Here is a 25,153-nt window from a genome sequence, read left to right as displayed (position 1 = left end):
TCAGGCATCCGTGCTGTGGTCATGAGTTCTCCTGATTCCCTACTCAGAGCGACCTTGAACCGCTTAGCAGCACGATTGGGTCATGGGCTTGCTGACGCTACTGCTGGCCTGGCATTGCTGGCGCAGGATGCTCCAGAACGGTTTAGCAAGGAATGGGATCTTTTTCAGCAAGAGGTGATTGCAGAGGCTGATCGTCTGGAGCAGGAATCTGGCGAGGTCAGTGAGACAAAGGCAACCTCATCGCCAGCTTCTAATCAAGATCATGCTCAGGATCAGATCGATCGTCTTAGGGCAAAGGTGGCAGGCCTCAATCGCCAGGTTGAGATCAACCAGTAATGGCTTGTCCGTCCCTGCTGGTAGCAATTCGGCGTGGGCTGCGTGCGCTGCGTATTTGGCGTGCAGTTTTGACGTTAATCATCTTTGTTTGGTGGGATGCCAGTCAATGGACTTATCCAGGCGGTTGTACCAGTGAGCGGCGGCAGGCCCGCCAAACGATTCGAGCTCGTTGGCTCACTACAGAATTGCTCCAACTTGGTTCCGCTTTTATCAAGCTTGGCCAGTTGCTCTCGGCACGTCCTGATGTTTTGCCAATTCAATGGGTATCTGAACTGGCTGATCTTCAGGACAAGGTCCCTGCATTTAGTTTTGAGCAAGCTCAAATTCTGCTGGAGCAGGAATTGGGGGACCGCTGTGCAGAGATCATTGATCTTGATGATCAGCCCCTTGCAGCCGCCTCCCTAGCTCAGGTTCATCGCGCCAGTCTGCGCAGCGGTCGGCAAGTTGTCCTGAAGATTCAAAGGCCCCGCCTGGAGCGATTGTTTCGCCTGGATTTGCAAATCATGCAGCAGGTCGCTGCTGTACTGCAACGTCACCCCAAATGGGGACGTGGACGCGACTGGGTGGCGATTGCTCAGGAATGCCGTCGGGTCTTATTAAGGGAGCTCGACTTTCGTGTGGAGGCTCAGTACGCAGCTCGGTTTCGTCAACAGTTTCTTGATGATTCTCGTATTCGCGTGCCTGCAGTGGTCTGGGAGCTCAGCACCCGGCGTGTTCTTTGTCTCGATTATTTGCCAGGCATCAAGGTGAATGATCTTGAGGCTTTATTGAAGGCAGGCATTGATCCCTCGGCCGTAGCGGAGCTTGGAGCCGCCAGTTATCTGCAGCAGCTCGTGCGATTCGGTTTTTTTCATGCCGATCCCCATCCAGGCAACCTTGCCGTGGCCCCTGATGGAGCTCTCATTTACTACGACTTCGGCATGATGGGGCTGCTCTCCGATTCTTTGCGACGTCGGCTCGGTTCGATGATTCGTGCGGCGGCGGCTAGAGATGCGGCAGCCCTGGTTGAGGAGTTGCAGGCTGCGGGTTTGATTGCTTATGGCATCGACGTTGGGCCTGTGCGGCGGTTGGTGCGAGTGATGTTTCAAGACGCTTTAACGCCCCCCTTCAGCGCCAATGTGATCGAGAAACTTTCCGGAGATCTGTACGAGTTGGTTTATGGCCAACCCTTTCGGCTGCCAGTTGAGCTGATTTTTGTGATGCGTGCTCTCTCCACCTTTGAAGGTGTGGGCCGAAGCCTCGACTCAGGCTTTAGTTTGATGGCTATAGCCAAGCCATATTTATTGCCACTGATGACTTCAAGCGGTTCTGGTCCAAACGATTTGCTCAATGAGCTCGGACGTCAGGTAGGTGCTATTGGCAGCCGAGCTGCAGCCTTGCCAAGGCGTCTGGACGAAAGCCTTGAACGCCTTGAACAAGGAGATCTGCAATTGCAGATCCGGATGGGTGAATCCGATCGACAGTTGCGGCGCATGATCAGCGTTCAAAAGGCCCTTGGTCAATCGGTGTTATTGGGCTCTCTAGGCATTGCAGCTGCTCTTTTGGGGGCAAGTAGTCGACCGATTTGGGCTGTCTTGCCGTTGGTCGCGGCTCTCCCGGTGGGCTTCGGTTGGTTCAGATTGCAGATCAAGCTGGGACGTGAGTCGCGCATGGATCATGTGTCGAGTCAGAGTCGCTGAAGGTCTTCCAAAGTGATACCCGTCGTGCCCCTTTGAGGCCTGTGCTTAGCTTCGCCCGCGTGGCCCTTGTCCTGTGGCGCCTGCATAGACAGCTTGACTACCGAGTTCGTCTTCGATTCGCAGCAGTTGGTTGTATTTCGCTACCCGTTCACTGCGACTTAGGGAGCCCGTTTTGATCTGCCCAGCACGAGTAGCAACGGCAAGATCTGCAATTGTGGTGTCTTCCGTTTCGCCGCTGCGGTGGCTGATCACGCTGGTGTAACCAGAGCGCCCAGCAAGATCAATGGCCTGAAGCGTTTCGGTTAGCGAGCCGATCTGATTCACTTTAATCAGGATGGAATTGGCTACGTTTTGATCAATTCCCTGTTGTAGGCGCTTCGTACTAGTTACAAAAATATCGTCACCTATCAGTTGGATACGCTTCCCCAATTTTTTTGTGAGTAGAGCCCAACCTTGCCAATCATCTTCTGCTAGTCCATCTTCGATCGAAATGATTGGGTAGCGATCAACAAGTTTTTCGAGCTCATTGACCATTTCGGTGCTGGTGTAACTCCCACCTCCGAAGGCATAGCAGCCGTCTTTATAGAACTCTGTGCTGGCTACATCTAGTGCCAAGGAAATATCCTTACCAGGCGAATAGCCTGCTTTTTCGATTGCTTGAATGAGCAGATCTCCTGCTGCATCATTGTTGGTCAGGTTGGGTGCAAAGCCGCCTTCATCTCCAACTGCCGTTGAGAGCCCCTGAGCACTGAGCAGGCCCTTGAGTGTGTGGAATACTTCTGCGCCCATGCGAAGCGAATCTCGGAAGGTGCTTGCTCCATGGGGCACCAGCATGAATTCCTGAAAATCGAGATTGTTAGCAGCATGCGCACCACCGTTGATCACATTCATCAGCGGTACGGGCAGCAATGAGGCCATTGGGCCACCCAGGTAGCGGTAGAGGGGCAAACCCAAGCCATTGGCGGCCGCGCGGGCAGTGGCCATGCTCACGGCCAGGATCGCGTTTGCACCCAGGCTTGATTTGTTGTCGCTGCCATCAAGCTCTTGCATGGTGCCATCAACACTGGCCTGATCTAGGGAGGAGATCCCACAGAGAGCTGGGGCAATCCGATCCTCGATATGGCTCACAGCCTTAGTCACCCCTTTGCCCATGTAGCGGCTGTCGCCATCTCTTAATTCATGCGCCTCATGGGCACCGGTGCTTGCTCCGCTGGGCACGATGGCCCGACCAATGGCACCTGCTTCGAGCAACACTTCTGCTTCAACTGTGGGGTTGCCGCGGGAGTCCAGAACCTCTCTGGCCACGATGGTGTCAATGACGAGGTCGAGGGAATCGATCACCTGTGACGAATTGAAGTTGCGTGGATCCTATGGTTTGCCCTCCCGCGGACTGTGAAACGCCTAGCCCTTTTACTGATGCTGAGGCTGTTGTCAGTCGTAGAACGACGCAGAATGAACTGAGTCTTAAAGGTCAGGATCGCTCGAAATGCGGATGTTGCACACGATGCTGAGGGTGGGGGATTTGGATCGTTCTCTGCACTTCTACACCGAGGTTCTAGGCATGCATCTGTTGCGGCGAAAGGACTACCCCTCAGGTCGCTTCACCTTGGCGTTTGTCGGTTATGGCGAGGAGAGTGACACCACTGTGCTGGAGCTCACACACAACTGGGACCAAGATCACTACGAGTTGGGAGAGGGCTATGGCCATATCGCCTTGGGCGTGGAGGATATTCAATCCACCTGCTTGGCCATCTCAAAGCGAGGGGGGCGTGTGGTGCGAGAACCCGGGCCTATGCAACATGGCAACACCGTGATTGCCTTTGTGGAAGATCCCGATGGCTACAAGGTGGAGCTGATTCAACTGGCCTCTCGTGAGGCCGCGAGCTGAACCCTATGCATCCTGAGACCAGTCAAGCGGCTTCCGCCCAGGGAAGTCTCACAAGTGATCCTGATCGATTCAGTGATGACGCTTGGGATTTGTTGCTTGTCGGTCAGGATGTCGCCCGCCGTTGGCGACATGGTCAGCTTGATGTGGAGCACTTGATCCAGGTGCTTTTCAGTGATCGGCGTTACAGCGATTGGGTGTTGGCGCTGCCCATTGATTCAACTGCGCTGCTGGATCGCTTGGAAGGTTTTTTGGCCGAGCAGCCTATGGCTCGTGGTGATGAGTTGTTCATCGGCGATGACCTTGAAGACCTCCTTGAAGAAGCAGACCGTTCCAGAGTTCGCTGGGGATCTCGGCTGATTGACGTGTCTCATTTGCTGATTGCGTTGGGGCGCGATCCGCGCATTGGAACCGAGCTATTTGAAGAGCTAGGAATGCCCAGTGAACGCTTGGAAGCGGAGTTGAGACGCTCGCCCAAAGGCAGGCGCCAGTTGCGTACATCAACGCCGACTTCTCCTCCTACGCCCGATTCTGCGCCACCTGCATCGGTGGCTTCACAAACGAGACCTGTCTCCTCTCCTGCCCCGCCAATTATCCAACAACCTGCCATAGCTGCTGGGGAGCCAACTCCATTGCAACTCCAGCAAGAACCTCAGGCTCTAGAGGCCTATGGTCGTGACCTTACCGCTGCAGCTCAGGCAGGACAGCTAGATCCTGTGATCGGTAGAGATCCAGAAATTCGCCGTTTGATCAAGGTTTTATCGCGTCGCGGCAAGAACAATCCGGTGTTAATTGGAGCTCCTGGCGTTGGTAAAACGGCCATCGCCGAGCTGTTGGCTCAACGCATTGTGGCTGGGGAGGTTCCTGATTCCCTGAAGGGTTTGCGCTTGGTCTCCCTTGATCTTGGTGCACTGATCGCTGGTGCCAAGTTTCGTGGTCAATTTGAGGAACGGCTTCGGGCTGTGTTGAAAGAGGTGAGCGATCCAGATGCAGGTGTGGTGTTGTTCATCGATGAACTGCACACGGTGGTGAGCAGCGATCGTTCCAGTGCGGATGCTGGAAGTTTGCTCAAGCCGGCTTTGGCAAGGGGAGACCTCCGCTGCATTGGGGCCACGACCCCTGAGAACTATCGCCGCACAGTGGAGAAGGATCAGGCACTCAATCGGCGTTTTCAGCAGGTGTTAATCAAGGAGCCGAGTCTTGAATTGAGCGTTGAAATCTTGCGAGGCCTGAAAGAGCGCTACGAACTTCACCACGGCGTCACGATCACCGATGGTGCGGTGACTGCTGCCAATCGCTTGGCTGATCGCTACATCAGTGACCGCTGCTTACCTGATAAGGCCATCGATCTCATCGATGAGGCTGCAGCTCAGCTCAAGATGGATGTCACCTCGAAGCCTCAGGTGGTTGAAGAAGCGGAGGCGGAGCTGCGTCGTGTCGAGCTTGCTTTGCTGGCGGCTGAGCAGGCACCGGAGGCTGAACGGGTGCAGTTACAGGCTGCTCGGATTGCTGCATCATCTCAGCTCACAGATTTACGAGAGCGCTGGCAGATCGAACGGGATCATCTGGCCGAGCTGCGTGATTTGTTGCAACAAGACGAGGATCTCCGCAATGCCATTGCTGAAGCAGAACGACTCGGAGATCTAGAGGCGGCTGCACGTCTTCAATACGACCAATTGCATAGGGTTCAGCAACGGCGGGCCGACCTTGAAGAAACGTTGGCTGTTGCCAAGGCATCTGGTTCGGCGCTCCTACGGGAGCAAGTGGAGGCTGAAGACATTGCCGATGTCGTTGCACGCTGGACTGGGATTCCTGTTCAGCGGTTGCTGGCGGCTGAACGGCAAAAGTTGCTAGATCTTGAAGCCCATTTAGGCGAGCGGGTGATTGGTCAGCCCGAAGCGGTTCAGGCAGTGGCGGCAGCGATTCGTCGGGCTCGAGCGGGCATGAAGGATCCGCGCCGTCCTGTTGGTTCGTTTTTGTTTCTTGGACCCACTGGCGTGGGCAAGACAGAACTGGCAAAAGCGCTTGCGGCCTCCTTGTTCGATGAGGAAGAGGCGCTGGTGCGACTCGATATGAGTGAATTCATGGAACGCAATGCCGTGGCGCGTCTTTTGGGGGCTCCTCCCGGCTATGTCGGCTATGAGGAGGGTGGACAGCTCACCGAAGCAGTGTGTCGCCGTCCTTATGCGGTGTTGCTTCTGGATGAAATTGAGAAGGCTCATCCTGATGTGTTCAATGTGCTCCTGCAGGTTCTGGACGATGGCCGTCTCACTGACTCGCAGGGCCGCACCGTGGACTTCCGTCACACCGTGGTTGTGATGACTAGCAACTTGGCTAGCCGCGCCATCCTTGATGCGTCTCGCTTGGCGCAACAGGAGGGGGCAGATGGGGATTGTCTTGATCAGAGCCTGGCTCAAAAGGTGGATCAGGCCCTCAGTAAGCAATTTCGGCCTGAATTTTTGAATCGCATCGATGAAGTGATACGTTTTCGTCCGCTCAAGGCTGATGACCTTCAGCGAATTGTGCAGCTGCAATTGGCCGATCTCTCCAGCCTGCTTGCTGAGCAAGGTCTTGAATTGCGTGTGGAGGCAGACGCTGTTGAGGCTTTGGCTTTGCAAGGTTATGAGCCGGAATATGGCGCTCGCCCTTTACGGCGTGTACTGCGTCGTCGGGTTGAGAACCCGTTGGCCACGGAATTGCTGGAAGAGCGTTTCAGCGGTGCCCGCGCCGTGCGCGTGATACCAGGTGCTCAGGCCTCTGAACCATTTCAGTTCCTTCCTGAGGATTGAAACAGGTATCCGGTAAAGTGTTGGTTTGCCGGCGTGTGCTTCAGCACCGGCGATAGCCACCGGCCTAAGCTCCGTGACCAGCCCTATTTCCGAGGACACCACAGACTCAAGCGCATCTCCTGCCGAGGACACCACAGACTCCAGCAATTCTCCTGAGGCAGAACCAACCCGTCAGAGTGGGTTTCTTGCAGCAACATATGAGGAGTTGAGCCTGGTGGTATGGCCCAGTCGCCAGCAGCTGTTCAGCGAATCCATCGCCGTGATCCTGATGGTCAGTCTCTCGGCTGCATTCATCGCTGCCGTGAGTCGGTTTTATAGCTGGGCGTCGTCCCAGATTTTCGTTTGATTGTGTAGGGCGGTTTTGCTGTCTTGCCTCAACCGTCTTTCCCAAACCATTAGCTTCTTATCAGCGCAAGTGTCAGAACTCGAGCTCACACCACAAGAACCATCTGAGGTTCTGGAACTGCCGGCTCCTAATGATGGAGAGGAGGGTACCAAGGCCCCAACTCCTGCAGCCAGAACAACCGTAGCCCGCTGGTATGCCATTCAGGTGGCCTCGAGCTGTGAGAAGAAGGTGAAGGCAACTCTTGAGCAGCGGGCCGTCACCCTTGGTGTGAGCAACAGGATTCTGGAGATCGAAATTCCCCAGACCCCAGCGGTGAAATTGAAAAAGGATGGCAGTCGTCAGTCCACTGAGGAGAAAGTCTTTCCGGGGTACGTGTTGGTACGAATGGTTCTTGATGAAGACACAATGATGGCGGTGCGCAGCACCCCCAACGTGATCAACTTCGTGGGGGCTGAGGACCGCCGCGCCACAGGGAAAGCTCGGGGTCACATCAAACCCCGACCGCTCAGTCGTCAGGAGGTGGATCGCATCTTCAAGCGTGCTGCTGAGAAAAAGACGCTCGTCAAGGTCGATCTCGCTGAGGGCGATCAGATCCTTGTGACTTCGGGCCCTTTCAAGGACTTCCAGGGGGAGGTGATCGAAGTCTCTGGAGAGCGCAGCAAGCTAAAAGCTCTTCTCTCAATCTTTGGCAGGGAAACACCTGTGGAACTCGAGTTTTCTCAAATCAATAAACAGAATTGAGCTAACGGCGGCCGTCTCCCTGCGGAGGGCGGCCAAAGAGGTGGGCCACCATCTTGCCGCACTTGTCCCAAGGGCCAAGTCATCCGCAATCGTTCAATCCCGCTCGTCCATGGCCAAGAAAGTTGTATCTGTGATCAAGCTGGCCCTTCAGGCTGGCAAAGCTAATCCTGCTCCGCCTGTGGGTCCTGCCCTTGGCCAGCATGGAGTCAACATCATGGCGTTTTGCAAGGAGTACAACGCTCGCACGCAGGACAAGGCCGGATTAGTGATTCCGGTAGAGATCTCGGTTTTTGAAGACCGTAGTTTCACATTCATTACCAAGACTCCCCCAGCATCAGTGCTGATCACGAAGGCTGCAGGGATCGAAAAAGGTTCTGGTGAGTCCGCCCATGGCAAGGTCGGCTCCCTAAGCCGTTCTCAGCTTGAAGAGATCGCCAAGACCAAGCTACCTGATCTCAATTGCACCAGTATTGAGTCGGCCATGCGCATCATTGAAGGTACTGCTCGAAACATGGGCGTTTCCATCAGCGACTGACACTGATGTAGCGTCCATCTTCAAGATTCATCTATTCACCATTTTCGGGGGAGACACGTTGTGTCGCCTGCACCCCACATCTGCCATGCCAAAACTGTCTAAACGTATTACTGGTCTTCTCGCCAAAGTTGAAGACCGTGTTTATCAGCCTATTGAGGCCATTCAGCTCGTCAAAGAGAACGCCACAGCAAAGTTCGACGAAACCATCGAAGCCCACGTGCGCCTTGGGATTGATCCCAAATACACCGATCAACAATTGCGAACCACTGTTGCTCTGCCTCAAGGTACGGGGCAGAGCGTGCGCATCGCCGTGATCACCAGGGGTGAAAAGTTAGCTGAGGCCAAGACAGCTGGGGCTGAGTTGGCTGGGGATGATGATTTGGTGGAAACCATCGGCAAAGGCCAGATGGATTTCGATCTTTTGATCGCCACCCCTGACATGATGCCCAAGGTGGCCAAGCTGGGCAGAGTGCTCGGTCCCCGTGGCCTGATGCCAAACCCTAAGGCTGGAACAGTAACTACGGATTTAGCGGCTGCGATCAAGGAGTTCAAGGCCGGCAAGCTGGAATTCAGGGCTGATCGTGCTGGCATCGTGCATGTGCGTTTCGGCAAGGCAAGTTTTTCCGCAGACGCCCTACTCGAGAATCTGAAGACCTTGCAGGAGACCATCGATCGCAATAAGCCAAGTGGTGCCAAGGGTCGCTATTGGAAGAGTCTGTACATCACCTCCACCATGGGTCCTTCAGTGGAAGTGGACGTAACTGCTCTTCAGGACATCGAAGAGGACGCTTGACCTTGTTGCTGTAGGGTTGCTCCTTGGCGAAAGCCAACGGGCACGCGCCCGACCCAAGACAACAGGTTGCCATCTTCCAGTGATGCTTCATGCATCATCTGAGGTTGTTTAAGTCCTGTCGAGGTAGATGCGAAGGTTTTTCCCTGTTGGGATTGGATCGACACGCGGCCTCTGCTCTTTTTTGAGCACTTGGCGAGTGCGTGCCCAGCTTGTTCACCCGATCCGATCCAATTCCTATGGGCCGCACTCTGGAGAGCAAGCAACAGATTGTCGAAGAGCTCAAGGGGCTTCTCGGCGAGGCCGAAATGGCACTGGTCCTGGATTATCAGGGCCTCTCCATTAAGGAAATGTCTGATCTGCGCACGCGTTTGCAGGTCAGCAACGGGGTATGCAAGGTGACCAAAAACACCTTGATGCGCCACGCCATTAATGGGAATGGTGCCTGGTCGAATCTCGAATCCTTACTGACTGGTACCAACGCCTTCGTTCTGATCAAGGGCGATGTTGGTGGTGCTGTTAAGGCCGTACAGGCTTTTCAGAAGGACACTAAAAAATCCGAGACGAAGGGTGGTCTTTTCGAAGGCAAGCTCCTCTCACAAGGTGAGATCAAGGCTATTGGTGATCTTCCGACCAAGGAGGTTCTGATGGCGCAGATCGCAGGTTCCCTCAATGCCTTGGCTACCAAGGTTGCTGTGGGTATCAACGAGGTTCCTTCCGGCCTTGCCCGGGCGCTTCATCAGCACGCCGAGAGTGGCGAGAGCTGAACGTCTTCGATTCGACTGTTTCTCCCTGATCTGTTGCTTAATCCAAACCATGTCTAAAAAAACCGACGACATTCTTGAATCGCTAAAAACCCTTTCTTTGCTTGAGGCTTCTGAGCTGGTTAAGCAGATTGAGGATGCTTTTGGCGTCTCTGCCGCTCCTTCTGCAGGCGTTGTGATGGCTGCTGGTGGTGCTGCTGGTGGCGCTGCTGCTGAAGCTGCCGAAGAGCAAACCGAATTTGATGTTGTGCTTGAGAGTTTCGACGCTTCAGCCAAGATCAAGGTCCTTAAAGCCGTTCGTGAAGCTACCGGCCTCGGCCTGGGCGACGCAAAAGCCATGGTCGAAGCAGCTCCTAAGACCATCAAGGAAGGCATTGCTAAAAATGATGCTGAGGCTCTCAAAAAGGCCATCGAAGAGGTTGGCGGTAAGGTCAGCCTCAAGTGATGGCCAGCGGATAGCGGCCTTCAGCTTGGTTGCTATGCATCCGTTTTTTTAACTCTTAACCGGTCCTTCGGGGCCGGTGTTTTTTTGCGTGGCCAATATGCAAAAAAAATCCCCGCCAAAGGCAGGGATTTTTAGGTGGAACAGATTCAGGAGTCTTTCCTTGTTTCGACCCTGAACTGTTTATTCGCACCCCTCACAATCTTAATGATATGAGGCAATCATTAGAGTGACTAGTATTAAGGGGCGCTACTTCAACTGTCCTCTCTGCAGTGGCCTGCGTCAGGGACGATAAGGAATCACAAGAAGTCGAATGGGGCCCTTGCCATGTATGACGCTGTTTTTGGCTATTGAAATTGGGGGAGGGAGTGGTGCCTTGGGAGCTCCTAGTTGATTGAAGACGGAAGGTCCTTGATGAGCTGATGCTTTGGCAATTAAGACGTTCACAGGATCTGGATGAGCAAAGTAGACGTGGCTGAGTTTGCGTCCTTGGTATATGCGACGCTCCAGCTTCCACCCTGGTTCTAGGTTTAATTTCACAAACGCATCACGATTGCGTTGAGGAAGGATTGCGCTGGCAACAGTAATTGCAACCGACCGTGCAGGATCGAGGGCTTTGAGTTCCAGATGGCCTCGGCTTTGTTTGATTCGTAGCCGAAAGCTGTGAACCATGTCTTCGCCGCTACTTCGCAAGGAATAGCCGTTGCTGTCTAAGTAACGATTGCAGATTCCTGCAAAGTTGAAGTTATTAAGGGTTGGGTTGACCAATCCGTCTGGACGGGTTTCCCAGCACAGTGGCAGAGGCTTGATTTGTTCGATTACGAGCAGTTTCCAGCGATTTCCTCCCACTGCCTGAGCCAGTACGACCAAGCGTTCTTGATTGAGAGGCTGACTGTTGAAAATCGTTTTGGAGATTGCTGGCAAGGTCGTCAGCAAAGTGAATAAACCAAGACCTACAACCAACAGCCTGTTGCCTGGCTTTCTCAATGCCATGAGGAGCTCGGGGTAGGTTCGCGACATAGCGTCTAATGACTAAGGACCAAGCGAACCGTGTTGTACCAAACAACAACAGACTTCTCAAATGGCTGATGGTCGTGGACGGGTTGTGGCTGCTGCCACTGATGGGGCTTGTAGTGGAAATCCTGGCCCTGGGGGCTGGGGGGCACTGCTGCGCTTTGAGGATGGGAGCGTGGAGGAGTTCGGAGGATATGCGCCGGCCACGACCAACAACCGCATGGAACTTCAGGCGGCCCTTCATGTGCTGGAGCAGCTCAAAGATCTTCCTTGTCACCCAGATTTAAAGATCCGTACCGACAGCAAATATTTAATTGATGGTTTAAGCAAATGGATGGCGGGATGGAAACGTACAGGTTGGCGTACGGCGGCTGGCAAGCCTGTCCTGAATCAGGATCTCTGGCGAGCTTTAGACCGTGCTCGCTTGGATGATGTGCCCCTGGCTTATGTGAAAGGTCACAGCGGTGACCCAGACAATGAAAGGGTTGACCAAATCGCAGTGAGCTTTTCCAAAGGAGGTGGTGCTCCAGCTTTGATGTCTGGACAGGGGTCAGCCTCTATTGCACTCGGTCTTGTTGAGCCGATCAAAGCAGCTGGAGATGGCGAAGGTTATGCACCTTCTGATTTGCAGCGGCTGCTCACAAGACTGGAGCTGGCTGATCGTTTTGCTGTGCGTGGCTATGGCCTCAGCCTGGTTGAGTTGGCCCAGTTGGTGGAGCAACCAATCGAGCAGCTTGCAAGTAAGACTGCCCCCTGGCGTTGGCGCGATTGGCTATTGGAGCCTATGGGGGAAAACCGCTGGCGGTTGCGCCGCTGCGCGGCAGGATCGGATCAGATCTGAGGAGGCCCAGGATGGCTGAGCCATCACCTGCAAAGGTGTACTCCACCGGTGGGTTGTATCGCCGTTGGCTGGGACCAATACTCGCGAATGATCAGGGCTTAGATCCGGAACAGTTGACTCAAGCAGCATTGAGTGCCCTTAGCCAGGCGTCCCTACGTAGAGATTGGCCAGGCATATCAGCTGTCCTGGCAGCTATAGCCTTGGATTTGCAACGCCATGATCTGCGGCTTGAGCAAGGGTTGTTCGGCTGCCGGTTTCGTAATCCTGTTGGACTGGCGGCTGGCTTTGACAAAAACGGAGTGGCGGCCAGTATCTGGGATCGCTTTGGATTTGGATTCGCCGAACTCGGCACTGTGACTTGGCATGGGCAGACCGGTAACCCTCGGCCCCGACTCTTTCGCCTTGCTGCTGAGCAGGCCGCTTTGAACCGGATGGGTTTCAACAACAACGGTGCTGAGGTGATGCGTCGCACTTTGGAGAAACAGGCTTTGCCTTCACCTGGCCAGCGTCCAGCTGTGCTGGGTCTCAACTTGGGCAAATCCAGGATCACGCCATTGGAGCAGGCCCCAGACGATTACGCCTTGTCGCTTGAGTTGCTGGCACCATTGGCGGATTACGCCGTGATCAATGTCAGCTCTCCTAATACACCAGGCTTGCGTGATCTCCAGGATGCCAGCCAGTTAAGGCGTCTGGTGGAGCGATTGCGACGATTGCAAGGATGCCCGCCACTATTGGTGAAGATCGCTCCGGATCTCGAGGATGATGCCATTGATGGCCTGGCTCGCTTGGCTTATGAGGAGGGTTTGGCAGGTGTCATTGCTGTGAATACCAGCCTCGACAGGTTCGGCCTCGACGGGCGGGTCCTTCCCAAAACGGGTCGCAGCCTGGCGGAGGAGGCTGGTGGGCTCAGTGGAGCGCCACTGCGTCAACGGGCCTTGGAGGTGCTGCGTCGGCTGCGTGCCACTGCAGGTCCGGCGTTGCCCTTGATCGGCGTGGGAGGGATCGACTCGCCAGAGGCTGCATGGGAGCGAATCAGTGCTGGGGCTTCCCTTTTACAGCTTTACACCGGTTGGATCTTTAAGGGTCCAGATTTGGTACCGCATATTTTGGATGGGCTGATCGGCCAGCTTGACCGCCATGGCTTCCGGCATGTGTCGGAGGCTGTAGGGAGCGGCGTGCCCTGGCAGTAGCCGATACGCTTCGTCCAGAGCGTGGTTGCCTTTCCTTGGTGTTGGCTGGTCTACGCGAGCGTTTTCCGCAGCTGGAACAGTTGCAGGCCATGGCGGAGCGGTGGTTTTTGAAACAACGGGTGCTGCTTGTTGTTGATGAGTCTGCTCTCGTGATGCTCTGGGAACAGCGGGAGAGATTGACTCTTCGACATGTACCCCTGCCTCAGGGCCTTTGTCGTGCAGGCATGCCCACCCAGCGTCAAGCTTTGGGTGAGTTGTTAGGGGAGCTACTTCTGGATATCGGTCTTCTCGGAGGCCAGCTGGAGATGTTGTTGCCGATGCAGACCTGTCAATGGCGCTTGCTCTGCTGGCCCGATGGTGAACCAGAGGTGGATCAGGTAAAGGCCCTCCGAGAACTAAACCCTAAACTGAATTGGCCATTGTCCTTATCGGAGTCTTATTTAGCTGTTTCATCAGTGCAGCTTGCTGGATCTTTGTCGACTCGAACGCCGCTGTCTTTAGCGGTTGGGACTGATCGATTGATGGTGCATGCCTGGATTGATGTCGTCGAAGCGGCGGATCTACCGCTAGTGAGCCTTGAGTGGATGCTGACGGCTGCCTGGCGGACTGTACGTGCGGCCAGCCAACACTTTGAAGGAGATCTGGCTTGGTTGTTGAAGCATCATGGGAACTGGCGTTTAGTGCTATTACGCAGCGGTTTGCCTGAGCTCGACCATGCTCTTTCGGCTTCTTTTGATGGTGGCGATCTGACGCAGGATCTTTTGCAGGAGCTTGATGAGGTGTTGCAGGCTTGGCGTTTACGCAGCGAAGGGGCGTCGCCCCCTTTGGCATGGTGGGTTACAGCCGCTGCAGTTGATCAGCAGCACCTTTGTTTAGCGTTGGAGTCTCTAGATCAAGGTGAGTGCCTAAGCAAGCAAAAGCTTTGGTTGGTTGGTGAAGAGCAACCCGCCCTTGAAGGACCAGAGCCTGATTTCTGGCAGGGTGACTTCGCAGCTTTGGCTTGTTTAGCCCTAGCGGGCGCCTGGGAGCAATGCTGATGGCTCCATTGACTAGGGCTGAGTTGAATCTGCTGCAGGAACGTCGCCAGGAGTTGGGTCTGAACGCTCAGCCTGCTCTTGTGCCTCAGATGCGATCCTTGCTTGGCAAGGGCATTGGGCTCGGGGCTCTGCTGGTGCTTGCTGTTGGAGCAGTGGCCGCTTGGTTGACCTGGCAAGAAGGTCAGCAACAGGTTGAGCTTGATCGCTTGCAGCCACTGGAACAAAGATTGCGGCTGGATCAGACGCAATTGCAGCAGCTAAAGGCACGTACAGCAGTCATAAGTAAGGAAAACACCCAAATCGCTGAACAGTTGGTCGCGGTTCGAGCCAGCTCTGCACTGATGGAACAATTGAGCCGGCTGACGCCTCAAGGCATACAGCTAAAGGAGGTTGCGGTAAGAACTCAGCAGATCAAAATTGTCGGTCAATCCTTGGGCGGTGGTTCTCCGGGGCCCTTTGAACGCATCAATGCATTGGTGCTGCAACTTTCGGCACTGCCAATGGTGAAACCTGATGGGGTGAAGGTTTTGAAAGTGGTGAGGGAGGGGGCTGATGAGGATGGGGAATTCGTGCAATTCAGCGTCGATGTGACTTTGGATCCCAAGGCGAAGCCTTCTCTACAGGAATTGAGTGAGTTGGGTGCAAGCGGTTTGGTAGAGCGCTATCGGCTGCTTGAGGAGCAGGGGGTAGCACCATGACCAATCTCAGCCAAGAGCGGCCGAGCTGGCAGCACAAAATCACACGTGAGCGTGTCTTGGTGGGAGTGCCGCTCGTGGTAGGCGGCATGGTGGCTTGCTCGTTGGTCTTCACGGTTGTATCGCCTACCTTTGTTCGCTTGGAAGACCAGCAGCAACGTCTGGAACAACTGCTCAACCAAGAGGCCTCATTACCCTTGCTGCCTGGCCAGTTGAAGACAGCCACTGAACAGCTAGCAAAGGTTCAGCAGCAGCAGGATGTGTTGCTGAATCTGGTGGCAGGTAAGAACAAAATTCAGACTTTTTTGGCTCAGTTGAGCCGCGAAGCCATGGCGGCAGGGGTGGTTCTGGAGCTCTATGAACCTGTGTTAGTCGCCCCGTCACCATCGGCAGCTACCAGTCAAGAGCCTCCGGGAACAAAGTCGAACCCAGATGGCGAAGAGATCAGCCCTGAAAACCCACTGGCAGGACGTGGTTACGAGAAAACAGCCGTGCTCCTTCAGGCCCGTGGACCTTTTATCGCCCTGCAGGACTTTCTTAGAGGAATAGAAGCTTTGCAGCTCGTGGTCCAACCCAGTGATCTTGAGCTAACAGCACTCGACCCTCAGAATGGGCGCAAAGATGAGGTCGTAACAGGACCAGCACTCACGCAGCTCAAACTGAAACTAACCTTCTATGACAAAACATCCGTTCCTGCCAAACAAGGGAAGCGAAGGATTTTTGATTCTGAGGAAGGATTCCCTCCTGAAGCCTGAAGCACCCCTAGCTGGCAAGGAAATCGATCGATACCATCCGTGAAGATTGTGTGCAAGATCGACCCTGGGTCGCCGTATGTCTCGTTCCCAGCGACTGGTTCCTTTGCTTGCAGCTCTTGGTTTGTATGGCGCCTCTATAAACGGTGGCTTGATGCTGCCAACTCCGGTGAAGGCACAGAAGCAGGGGACGATGGAGCTGAAGTTGCGACGCTCTCAGGACAGCGTTGAAGTCATCATTGAAGGTGTGGGCCCGCAGCCCGTTGTGCAGCAGCGACAGAGTGGTCAGAACTGGGAAGGTCGATTGACTACCCAGGGCAAGCCTGGACTGCTCCGCGGTCCACAGCAAGTGTCGATGCCGCAACTGGGGCTGCAATCTGTGAGCCTTGCAGGATCAGGCAAGAGCTATCAATTAAATGTTGAGGGGGTGGCCGGCAGGCCGTTACTGGAACCTTTGGTTAGTGCCGACGGCCGCAATTTGATCCTTAGCTTTCCTGGGTTGACGGCTCAGGCTGAGCAAACTGGACGATTGGATCTACGCACGCCAGGCAGGGTGCCTCAGGCGACTTATGTACCGCCTTTGCGACAACGTGCTGTAGCGCCTCCACTAGGAGATATGGCCGTAGGCACCATGGTGCTGAGTAACCGCAGTTTTGTGCAGGTGAGTGGTCCTTCAGTGACTCTGACCTTGAACAATGCTCCTGCGAAAGATGCCTTGATGTCTCTTGCTCGATTGGGAGGCTATGGATTCATTTTTGTAGGGGATGATTCAGAAAGTGGAAACACGACTGGCGTGGGCACATCAGCAGATGCGCCATTCAATGGTGGTAATAAGAAGGTGTCGATGGCTTTTCAAAATGAGAGCTATGCCCGTGCCCTCAATGGGGTGCTGTTGGCATCAGGGTTACAGGGAAAGCTTGATGGCCGCACGTTGCTTGTTGGCAGTGCCGTTGCGAGCAAAACATTTGGTCCTCAGGTTTCGAAGGTGTATCGGTTGAATCAAGCAAGTGCTGCTTCTGCAGCTGACTACTTGGCCAGCCTCGGAGCTGCGATCAGTAAGGTGAATATCGTCAGCATTACATCTGGCGAGGCATCATCCGCAGGCACATCTCAGCTCAGCAATCAGATTTCACAAACGTCTTCTAAGACCACGAGTATTGAAACCTACGGAGCGTCAGCTGGCCCTCTACGGGGTCTTACAGGTACAACTGATTCTCGCTTGCAAACAATCACATTAGTCGGGGATTCGCACTTGGTTGCTGTGGCGGAGAGCTATCTCAAGCAGATCGATCTGCGCTCTAGGCAAGTGGCATTATCAGTGAAGATATTAGATGTTAATTTAGACAATGATAGCGAAATTAACAATAGCTTTTCAATACGGTTTGGCGATAATTTAATTGTCAACGATAATGGCGAATTATTGGCAGCATTCGGGAGCAATATGCCTGCCAATAAAGAGACTTTTAGCTCTACAACAGTGGAGACTGAAAGTGAGGTAAGCACAACCAACACTACAGGCTATGACTATGGATATGTTTACGAGCTGACACCAACAGGTGAATCTACTGGGCGAATAAAGTTTGATGAGGCAGGCCTCCCTATCAAGGCGGAGGGCATGCAGTTCGATGCCTCTGGCTCAGTCATTACTAATGGTGGTGCTGGCCCAACTCTGTACAACATTGATACAGCCTCGTCATCCAACACCTGGACATCGTTAGCTGAAGGAGCAAACGCTCCAAACCCCGCCTCTAATTATCAGGATCAAACTTTTTATGACTTCCTAAGAGCACAAATTGTATCGTCTAATACTAAGGTTATGGCTTCACCCACGTTGATACTATCTGAGAGTTCAGAGAGTATTCCTGGAGAGATCGGTCGAGACAATGCCAATGAAGCATATGTACGTCTTGGCGATAAAGTTGTCACTGCATTTAGTGTCACATCAGATGAAAATGGCAACATCTTTTGCGAACCAACATTTGAGACTGCCGGCTTATCTCTTGGCGCAATGGTCAGCAAGATTGATGACAATGGCTTCGTCACCTTTACACTAGAACCCAATCTTTCGGCTGTGGTTGGCGAACCAATTCAGCAAGGTCAATGCGGGAGCATTACAACTGTGAATGAGCGGATTCTGGAAACTGGTGCTGTTCGCGTTCGCGATGGACAAACTCTGATACTTACCGGTGTAATCAGTGATGCTGATATTCAGGTGGTTAGAAAATGGCCAATTCTTGGCGATATTCCTGTGATTGGCCAGTTCTTTAGGCAGACCAGTGGGAAAAAGAACAAGAGTGAACTTGTGATCATGGTTACACCTCGTATTATTAATGACGAGCGGGGGGGGACTTACGGCTATGGTTATCAACCTTCTACGAAAGCAACACGCAATTTAATTTATTCCCAGTAGTTCAACGCAATCAATGAATGGTCTTTCATTTTGGGCTTTTAAAAGGCGAGGGGTGATAAAAATTTGACTGCTATGGGTAGCAACTGTTGAAACAAACCAGTTGCACTGTTAAGAATCGAGCTACCAACTCCATTGCCTCCTCGTTGGGCTAGATCTTGTTTCACTTGTTCTGCACCATCTCGTAGTTGCTTGGCAATTTCAGGTTGTTCTTGTTGTTCGTAGAGCTCAGCAGCGAAGGCAAAATCTCTTGAGGCCAATTCTCGTTTCGCTTGTTCGGCTCGAGTGATGCCGCGGGCAACCCAAGTGATTGCTGCATCCGGTCGACGCATTAGGGCTTTATTGAAGTAGTCCTCTGCTTCTGGATAGCGACCTTGCAAAACTTCCTCCACACCAGCGTTATGGAGGGAGGCATAGTCGCTAGCCACTGCTTGTACTCCCTTGGCATCCTTCCAGTGACTACTAGACAATCCGTTTTCGTCCAGTTTTGCGCCACTGAGATCGGCTCCGATCAGATCTGTTCCTGTGAGCGTGGCACCTCTGAGATCGGCCCCACGTAATGAGGCATGGCGAAGGGTGGCAAAGCTCAGATCAGACCCGTTTAGGTTGGCTCCATCAAGCTGAGCGCGACCGAGGTCGGCTCTCTGCAACTTGGCCTTTTCAAGGTTGGCAGCACGCAGATCGGCATGCATCAGATCGGCATCCTCAAGACTGCAACTCATGCAGGTGCCTGTCTCCAGCAGTTGCACGAGATCCTTGAAGTTGTTTTCAGCTCCACTGCGTTGAGCAATACCAAGGATTGCAGTGCTGCCAACCAGGATCACCATGAAGGCGGTCAGACGACGGCGCATCGTTTGAGCGATTAGAAATTTGCTTTGCCATTGCTTTCTATCGGCTTTTTTGAGCACGTCGACTCCCTCCCACTCGGCAGGATGGATTGTTGTTATGGGTCGCCATTGACTTGAGCTCCGCTCCCTCCCTTCACGGTGGCAATCGCATTGATGAGGCGCAACGGCTGGGTTGTCGACCGGAGCAGCTTTTGGATGCAAGTGCCTCTTTGGTGCCTTTCCCTCCATCGCGAGCTTTACAAGGGTGTTTAAGAAGGGCTCTAACTGACAACACGCTGAGGGATTATCCGGATCGCAGCCATCAGCGCTTGCGAGACGTGATCAGCAACTGGCATGGGGTTGATCCCCTGATGGTGTTGCCGGGAAATGGCGCGGCGGAACTGTTCACCTGGGCCGCTCGTGATGCGGCGTTTGAGGGCGTGAGTGGCCTGCCTAGTCCAGGCTTTGCTGATTACGGCAGGGCTCTGAGATGCTGGCAAGCCTGCCAGCAAGCTTTGCCACTGCCCCTCTCTTGGTCTGGTGAGATGCCTCAGCCTTTTCCGCTGCTATCGGATACCGATGTTCTATGGATTACCAATCCCCATAACCCTACTGGTCAGTTGTGGAGCAGAGCATCGCTTGAACCGTTGCTAGCGCGTTATCAGCTGGTCATCTGTGATGAAGCGTTTTTGCCATTGGTGCCCGATGGGGAGCGCCAGTCTCTTGTTTCGCTAGTGGTCAACCACCCCAATCTTGTGGTGATTCGCAGTTTGACAAAGTTGTTTGCTGTGGCCGGATTGCGTTTGGGTTATGCCATTGGCACGCCTGACCGTTTACAACGTTGGCAGCAATGGCGAGATCCATGGCCTCTTAATGGATTAGCGATTGCTGCAGGGATTGCCTTGATGGCGGATCGTCCTGCCTTCGAGCGGTGGATAGCGCGGGTCCAGGGATGGGTTGCTCAGGAAGGTCTTTGGATGCAAACTCAGCTGCGTTGCCTACCAGGGATCCGGTCTTATCCATCTGCCACCAACTTCTTGTTGATTCGTGGCGATATCTCCCTTGTGCCATTACGAGAGAGAATGGCTCATCGGCGCGTGCTGTTACGTGACTGCCGCTCCTTTGCAGAACTTGGGGAGCGCTGGTTGCGCATTGGTTTGCAGCAGAGGTCAGGCAATCGCCGCATCCTTGCTGCGTTCAAAGCCCTGCTCCGATGAGTGGCTTCAGCAATGTCACCAGCAACTGGTCTGCATCACGCACTGCCAACTTCATCATGCCTTGCTTCATGGGCATTAAAGGGTTTCTGGCAGCAGCGTCACCGCGTAAGCGAGGTCCCATGAGTTGTTCCAGAGCATGACCAAGAGCCCGATGTTCGGCTGCATGTTGATGCACGATCACGGCAGCCCCAAGCGCAGCGGCGCAGGCTGCATTGGCCTCTTGATGCTGGTCTGCCGCTTGGGGGAAGGGCACCAAGATGGCTGGGGTGCCACAGACGGCCAATTCACTCAAGCTGCCGGCGCCCGCACGGCTGATGGCGAGATCGGCATGTTGCAGCAAACCAGGCATCTCATGACTGAAAGGCTGTTCCACCAGGTTGGGGTGATCGAGTTCTCCTACATCTGGATCGTTGTTACCGGTGAGATGCACCACACGACAACCGGCCTCCAGCAGCGATGGCAGTGCGCCTCGCACCATGCGGTTGAGTCCGACAGCCCCTTGACTACCACCAATCACCACCAGCAATGGGCCATCACCGCCAGGAACCCAACGCGGCAAGGGCTGTGGCGAAAGGAATGCCGAGCGCACCGGTGTTCCTGTGACCACAGCTTTGCTGCCTGGGATGCGCTTGGCAGCAACAGAGAGGCCTACAGCCACGACCTGGCAGAAGCGGCCCAATAAGCGCGTCACTCGTCCGGGGATGGCATTGGATTCGTGCAGCACCACAGGGATTCCGCACCAGCGAGCCGCCAAGATTGCTGGTGCAGCGATATAGCCCCCAGTGGTGAAAACAGTCTGGATGCCTTGCTTTCGCAGTAGCTTTCTGACCCGGCCAGTGGCAGCGAGTAATTGCAGCAACTGCACCAACTTGCGCAGGCCGCGACCTTGTAAACCGCCGGCGCGCACAGTGGTCAGCTCATAGCGTTCTGACACCAATTGGGTTTCTAGGCGATCTGGCACTCCCAGCCAGCACACGCTCCAGGAGCCGGGCAAGGCTTCGGCAACAGCTAGTGCTGGAAAAAGATGGCCACCGGTGCCGCTTGCAGCAATCAGAAGCCTGGGCATGGCAGTGGGCAGAGCATGAAGGTGCGGCCTAACTTATCGGCAGTGCCCTCAAGCCTCCAGTGCGTCATCTCAAGCCAGTCGCTTTGGCCTCCAGTCTGCTGGCATTGTGTTCAGCGTTGATGCCATTGATTGGTAGGGCTGCAGATGCTGTGCCTCTCAGCACCCGATTACAGCAGGCTCTCAATACGCCTGGAGGTGACGCCCTCAGAGGTCTGCTCACAGACGAATATGCATCTGATCTGGAGAGTCGTTTGCGCATTTTCTCTGCCAAGTTTCCTGATGCCCGTTGGTCTGTTCGTCCTGCCGAATCTTTAAAGGACGGACGCTCAACATTTGCAGTTGATGTAAGTGCTAATCGTGAAGCGGAAAGCCTGAGCTATGCCCTTGAGGCAAGCCAACGCTTGGCATTGCTCACTGAAGGCTCGCTAATCACTGGCGAAGAAGTGATTAGCGAACACTCGATCCTGCGTAGCGCCAGCAAACCTTTGCCGATCAGCCTGTTGATTCCTGATGCTGTGCTCACAGGTAGTCGTTACGACGTTGACGTGATCTTTGATCAGCCCTTGGGCCAGGCGATGGTTGCTGGTGGCTTGATTGCGCTTACGCCTGCTCAGGTCAGTCTTCAAAGCACGCCTGATATCCAGCTGGCACCGATGCATGGTGGTGGCATCTTTAAATCGGTGCAGGCCCCCTTCACGCCCGGCAGCCAAACATGGGCAGCGATGTTGGTGCATCCTGATGGTGTGATCACAGTGACCAAGCGTGTACGGGTGGTGAGCAATGAAGACGAACTGATCCCTTGAGTCTTCATTGCTTCAGCCGTCTTCATTGACGACAGTTTTAGGGATGTCTTGATTGGCGTGATCAAGTCATGATTGCCTAGGCCTAAAGATCAAGGAGAGGTTATTGGCAGGCATTTCAATCACCTCATTCAACGAAAGGCCTGAACTGACCCCAAGACGTTCTACATCTTCAAGCTCACGCACTCCCCAAGTTGGATCTTGCTGGCACAGATACTCATCAAATCTGGCATTACTTTCACTCGTGTGAAGACCATTACGCTTGTATGGCCCATAGAGAATCAGTGGTGCAGAGTCGCCCAGTAATTGAGCAGCTTCTTGGATCAAAGATTCACAACAATTCCAAGGAGAGATGTGAATCATATTGATACAAATAACTCCGCAAAGATGATCAGTTAGTCCATCAGGTAGTTGCCAGGGGCGCGCGTTGACATCGATCTTGAGGGGGGGCGGCATGATCTGTTCAAGCTGTTCAAAATGAATCCAAGCCGTGATGCTGCGAAGGTGCATCGAATCAATGTCGCTGGTATGCCAAATGAGCTTTGGGAACAGTTTCTGAAAAGCAACGGCATGTTCGCCACTGCCACTTGCAAGTTCCAACACTCTCCCATCGCTCGGCAGCGCCTTGCTCAGAACAGCAGCAATGGCATCACGGTTCCTCTCAGTTGCGGCAAAGTGAAGACGATCTTGATCGGCATCAAAGCGTTCATTCATGGATAAGTTTCCACAAGTTCTACAGCGTTCAAAGGCAAAACTCCAAACAGATGAGGGAAAAGCTCCCCGGCTGATGAGGGTTCAGCTCGCAGCGGCATTGTCAGTTGCTCTGGGTTTAATTTCAAGCTAAGCACTTGGCCTCGATCACGATAAAATTGATGATAAGTAGACTCAAGTTGATGCAGGTAACTCAAATGAATGAATCCAATCTCTTTGAGTTTTAATCCACGAGTAGAGAATTGATAAACCCCTTGATTGCATGCGTCTTGCCAGTCTTCAAGCAAAGCCAGATGAAACAATGGCTGATCTATTTTGACTAAACTTGAATCAGCAGGGAAAGCCTGCGGATGATGCTCTGGCAGCCAAGGTTTGACTGGTGTCATCAACCTTGTAAACAGTGGCTGTTGCAGAAAAGCTTGCAACCATCTTTTGATGGCTTGAAGATCTTGATCGCAATCAAAGCTTGATGGATCAGCGAGGCGGTATTGACGCACAAAAGGCCATAACGCCCAGTCTGCCAAGCTCTGAGATTTTCCGACCAGCCAACCATTGCGATCCCTTGATTCTTGTTGTACCAGTCGCGCATTCCATTCCACAAGAATGTCTCTAGCCATGTTGTGATGCTCTTCGGCATCTTCTCCTTTAAACCTGCCAGCATATTTAAAACGGTCTAAATGATATTTAAAAGGGCCATCATTCTGTTCGATAAGCTCCTGAATTGTTTTTTGTTCTCCGGCTTTTCCGCTGCGTAGCCCATCAAAGGGGTCAGCTTGCTGAAGAGCCCATTGCATGATATCAATGCTTTGATCAATCACTGTCCCATCTGCAGTCAACAGCACTGGCACGGTTCCTTTTTGAGAAGCCTGCAGCAGCTCTGGCGGCTTATTTTTCAGGGCCACTTCTCGCAAGTTCACCAAAAGGCCAGAAACCAAAAGAGCCCATCGGGCTCTCATTGCATAAGGGCAGCGACGGAAGCTATACAACAACGGAGTCGACATCTAGCTCAAGGCACTGGATAACTTGATTGGTGATGCAGCCTATCATTTTTCCCATGGTAATCAGTGAGTATTCAAGTGCATCTTGTGCGCCTTGAATCGTTACACTGGATGGATCTATGCAGCCTAGCTAGTAAATAGCATATTGCCGGTATCATCACTAACCCCTTCTACACATATCAGTTGGAGTTCATGAAGCAGTAGATCACAAATGAACATTCAGGCTGAATCTATTGGCTCTTATTAGACATAAAGATCAACCTTCAATTGAAGCATTATTAACAACTGATTCAGCCTATCGAAGGCTCGATCAGAATTGCTGAGATTCTGCCTGTTGCTGATCAAACCACCGCCTCAGCACTGAGACGTCTTCCTCGCTATGGCCGTGTTCAATCAAATGTTCCTCCATGGATTTCACTTGGCTTGTGATGGGCAGTTGTAGTCCCACGCGTTCTGCCGTTTCCAAGGCAATGCCGAGATCCTTGTGATGTAAAGCCAGCTTGAAGCCAAGCGGATAGTGATCTTCGAGCATCGCTGTTGATCGGTGCTTGAGAGCCCATGAACCTGCAGCACCATCTTGTAAGGCTTTGATCACCTCCTGCATCGGTAGACCCAGCTGCTGCCCTAGCGCGATTGCTTCTGCTAAGGCGGCATAGCTGCCAGCCACCAGCACTTGGTTGAGCGCCTTCACCTGCTGGCCCCGTCCCACCGGACCGAAGTGATGAATGGTCTCACCGATCACCTCGAGCAGTGGCTGCACCCTTGCCAGAACTTGTGCGCTGCCACCAACCAAAACGGTAAGAGTTCCTGCTCTGGCCCCTTCTGTCCCACCGGTCACCGGTGCATCCAGATAGGTCACCCCTTGCTGAGCGAGTCGCTGCGCAAGGGTGATCGACGTTGCTGGGGCAATCGTCGAGAAATCCACCACAACGGCACCAGAGCTGAGCATAGAAGCTGCTCCCTGAGAACCAAAAAGAACCGCTTCAACTGCTTCATCATCGCTAACGCAGATCATGAGAGCCTGGCTATCTGCTGCTGCTTCTGCTGGTGAGCTGCAGGAACGGCTACCTTTCAAAGCCCAATTCAATTCAGCCGCACGACTGCGGCTATGAACCTTCAGCTCATAACCCGCAGCCAGCAAATTGGCAGCCATTGGTAAACCCAATGCGCCAAGGCCAACAAAGGCAAGGCTAGACGTTGAACTGAGCTGAGCTTTGCTCATGATTGTCAGTCGAGCTACTTCGATTGTTACTGCTTAAGCTCAACATTGACAGTTGCTTCAAGCCTGCAA

At 53.6% G+C, this 25,153-nt stretch carries 25 protein-coding genes; 18 read left to right on the top strand and 7 right to left on the bottom strand.

Features of this window, described 5'->3' with window-relative positions:
• Positions 1–21: 21 nt before the first annotated feature.
• Positions 22–336, top strand: a complete 315-nt coding sequence (locus tag SIB68_RS09720; RefSeq protein WP_063401087.1) for a hypothetical protein — start codon at positions 22–24, stop codon at positions 334–336.
• Positions 336–2,015, top strand: a complete 1,680-nt coding sequence (locus SIB68_RS09715; protein WP_063401088.1) for an ABC1 kinase family protein — start codon at positions 336–338, stop codon at positions 2,013–2,015. Before SIB68_RS09720 ends, SIB68_RS09715 begins: the two co-directional genes overlap by 1 nt.
• 45 nt (positions 2,016–2,060) lie before the next feature.
• On the opposite strand, the gene eno is transcribed toward SIB68_RS09715, so the two are convergent.
• Positions 2,061–3,356, bottom strand: a complete 1,296-nt coding sequence (gene eno / locus SIB68_RS09710; protein WP_063401089.1) for a phosphopyruvate hydratase — start codon at positions 3,354–3,356, stop codon at positions 2,061–2,063.
• A gap of 145 nt (positions 3,357–3,501) precedes the next feature.
• On the opposite strand from eno, the gene gloA reads away from it, so the two are divergent.
• The 8 genes from gloA (at position 3,502) to rplL (ending at position 10,310) form a co-directional block, all read left to right on the top strand.
• Positions 3,502–3,903 (top strand): lactoylglutathione lyase, encoded by a 402-nt coding sequence (gene gloA / locus SIB68_RS09705; RefSeq protein ID WP_063401090.1) that lies wholly within the window; start codon positions 3,502–3,504, stop codon positions 3,901–3,903.
• A 5-nt stretch (positions 3,904–3,908) separates the two neighbouring features.
• A complete protein-coding gene (locus SIB68_RS09700; protein WP_063401091.1) occupies positions 3,909–6,689 on the top strand; it encodes an ATP-dependent Clp protease ATP-binding subunit in 2,781 nt (926 codons plus the stop codon).
• Between the two features lie 73 nt (positions 6,690–6,762).
• A complete protein-coding gene (gene secE, locus SIB68_RS09695; RefSeq protein ID WP_063401092.1) occupies positions 6,763–7,035 on the top strand; it encodes a preprotein translocase subunit SecE in 273 nt (90 codons plus the stop codon).
• Positions 7,036–7,104: 69 nt separating this feature from the next.
• Positions 7,105–7,776: a transcription termination/antitermination protein NusG gene (gene nusG, locus SIB68_RS09690; protein WP_011131451.1), complete on the top strand. Its 672-nt coding sequence runs from the start codon at positions 7,105–7,107 to the stop codon at positions 7,774–7,776.
• A gap of 109 nt (positions 7,777–7,885) precedes the next feature.
• Positions 7,886–8,311 carry a 50S ribosomal protein L11 gene (gene rplK, locus SIB68_RS09685; protein ID WP_011131452.1) on the top strand — a complete coding sequence of 142 codons (426 nt, stop codon included), beginning with the start codon at positions 7,886–7,888 and terminating at the stop codon, positions 8,309–8,311.
• An 85-nt stretch (positions 8,312–8,396) separates the two neighbouring features.
• Positions 8,397–9,104, top strand: a complete 708-nt coding sequence (gene rplA / locus SIB68_RS09680) for a 50S ribosomal protein L1 (protein ID WP_063401161.1) — start codon at positions 8,397–8,399, stop codon at positions 9,102–9,104.
• Positions 9,105–9,340: 236 nt separating this feature from the next.
• Entirely contained in the window at positions 9,341–9,868 is a 528-nt protein-coding gene (gene rplJ, locus SIB68_RS09675) for a 50S ribosomal protein L10 (protein WP_063401163.1), read from the top strand.
• A gap of 49 nt (positions 9,869–9,917) precedes the next feature.
• On the top strand, positions 9,918–10,310 hold the full coding sequence (rplL, locus tag SIB68_RS09670; protein ID WP_063401162.1) for a 50S ribosomal protein L7/L12: 393 nt from the start codon (positions 9,918–9,920) through the stop codon (positions 10,308–10,310).
• Positions 10,311–10,589: 279 nt separating this feature from the next.
• Here rplL and SIB68_RS09665 read toward each other — a convergent pair whose 3' ends face one another.
• Positions 10,590–11,327 (bottom strand): DUF3747 domain-containing protein, encoded by a 738-nt coding sequence (locus SIB68_RS09665; RefSeq protein WP_063401093.1) that lies wholly within the window; start codon positions 11,325–11,327, stop codon positions 10,590–10,592.
• 61 nt (positions 11,328–11,388) lie between these two features.
• Between SIB68_RS09665 and SIB68_RS09660 the strand changes: the two genes are divergently transcribed.
• The 6 genes from SIB68_RS09660 (at position 11,389) to SIB68_RS09635 (ending at position 18,246) form a co-directional block, all read left to right on the top strand.
• Complete coding sequence (locus SIB68_RS09660; protein ID WP_063401094.1) at positions 11,389–12,162, top strand: ribonuclease H family protein; 774 nt, start codon at positions 11,389–11,391, stop codon at positions 12,160–12,162.
• An 11-nt stretch (positions 12,163–12,173) separates the two neighbouring features.
• Positions 12,174–13,352 (top strand): quinone-dependent dihydroorotate dehydrogenase, encoded by a 1,179-nt coding sequence (locus SIB68_RS09655; protein WP_063401095.1) that lies wholly within the window; start codon positions 12,174–12,176, stop codon positions 13,350–13,352.
• Between the two features lie 38 nt (positions 13,353–13,390).
• The gene (locus tag SIB68_RS09650) at positions 13,391–14,389 is read left to right on the top strand and encodes a hypothetical protein (RefSeq protein WP_063401164.1); all 999 of its coding nucleotides are present in this window, start codon (positions 13,391–13,393) and stop codon (positions 14,387–14,389) included.
• Entirely contained in the window at positions 14,389–15,087 is a 699-nt protein-coding gene (locus SIB68_RS09645; protein ID WP_063401096.1) for a PilN domain-containing protein, read from the top strand. The genes SIB68_RS09650 and SIB68_RS09645 overlap by 1 nt, the downstream gene beginning before the upstream one ends.
• Complete coding sequence (locus SIB68_RS09640; protein ID WP_063401097.1) at positions 15,084–15,839, top strand: hypothetical protein; 756 nt, start codon at positions 15,084–15,086, stop codon at positions 15,837–15,839. Before SIB68_RS09645 ends, SIB68_RS09640 begins: the two co-directional genes overlap by 4 nt.
• Before the next feature lie 76 nt (positions 15,840–15,915).
• Positions 15,916–18,246, top strand: a complete 2,331-nt coding sequence (locus SIB68_RS09635) for a type II secretion system protein GspD (protein WP_063401098.1) — start codon at positions 15,916–15,918, stop codon at positions 18,244–18,246.
• Between the two features lie 38 nt (positions 18,247–18,284).
• Here SIB68_RS09635 and SIB68_RS09630 read toward each other — a convergent pair whose 3' ends face one another.
• Positions 18,285–19,094: a pentapeptide repeat-containing protein gene (locus SIB68_RS09630; RefSeq protein WP_063401165.1), complete on the bottom strand. Its 810-nt coding sequence runs from the start codon at positions 19,092–19,094 to the stop codon at positions 18,285–18,287.
• Between the two features lie 110 nt (positions 19,095–19,204).
• Here SIB68_RS09630 and SIB68_RS09625 point away from each other — a divergent pair, with 110 nt between their 5' ends.
• A complete protein-coding gene (locus SIB68_RS09625; protein WP_063401166.1) occupies positions 19,205–20,287 on the top strand; it encodes a pyridoxal phosphate-dependent aminotransferase in 1,083 nt (360 codons plus the stop codon).
• Here SIB68_RS09625 and murG read toward each other — a convergent pair.
• Positions 20,268–21,353: an undecaprenyldiphospho-muramoylpentapeptide beta-N-acetylglucosaminyltransferase gene (gene murG / locus SIB68_RS09620; RefSeq protein WP_063401099.1), complete on the bottom strand. Its 1,086-nt coding sequence runs from the start codon at positions 21,351–21,353 to the stop codon at positions 20,268–20,270. The genes SIB68_RS09625 and murG overlap by 20 nt on opposite strands.
• 119 nt (positions 21,354–21,472) lie before the next feature.
• On the opposite strand from murG, the gene SIB68_RS09615 reads away from it, so the two are divergent.
• Positions 21,473–22,156: a hypothetical protein gene (locus tag SIB68_RS09615; protein ID WP_063401167.1), complete on the top strand. Its 684-nt coding sequence runs from the start codon at positions 21,473–21,475 to the stop codon at positions 22,154–22,156.
• Between the two features lie 66 nt (positions 22,157–22,222).
• Here the strand turns inward: SIB68_RS09615 and SIB68_RS09610 are convergent, their stop codons facing one another.
• From SIB68_RS09610 to SIB68_RS09600, 3 genes are all read right to left on the bottom strand, one after another.
• Positions 22,223–22,867 carry a DUF938 domain-containing protein gene (locus SIB68_RS09610; protein ID WP_063401100.1) on the bottom strand — a complete coding sequence of 215 codons (645 nt, stop codon included), beginning with the start codon at positions 22,865–22,867 and terminating at the stop codon, positions 22,223–22,225.
• A complete protein-coding gene (locus SIB68_RS09605) occupies positions 22,864–23,865 on the bottom strand; it encodes a DUF952 domain-containing protein (RefSeq protein WP_063401101.1) in 1,002 nt (333 codons plus the stop codon). Before SIB68_RS09605 ends, SIB68_RS09610 begins: the two co-directional genes overlap by 4 nt.
• Before the next feature lie 307 nt (positions 23,866–24,172).
• A complete protein-coding gene (locus SIB68_RS09600; RefSeq protein ID WP_063401102.1) occupies positions 24,173–25,084 on the bottom strand; it encodes an NAD(P)-dependent oxidoreductase in 912 nt (303 codons plus the stop codon).
• Between the last annotated feature and the right edge of the window lie 69 nt (positions 25,085–25,153).

This window comes from Prochlorococcus sp. MIT 1323 (assembly GCF_047304905.1).
Classification (GTDB): domain Bacteria; phylum Cyanobacteriota; class Cyanobacteriia; order PCC-6307; family Cyanobiaceae; genus Prochlorococcus; species Prochlorococcus marinus_D.
This window is presented reverse-complemented; position numbering and strand designations above follow the sequence as displayed.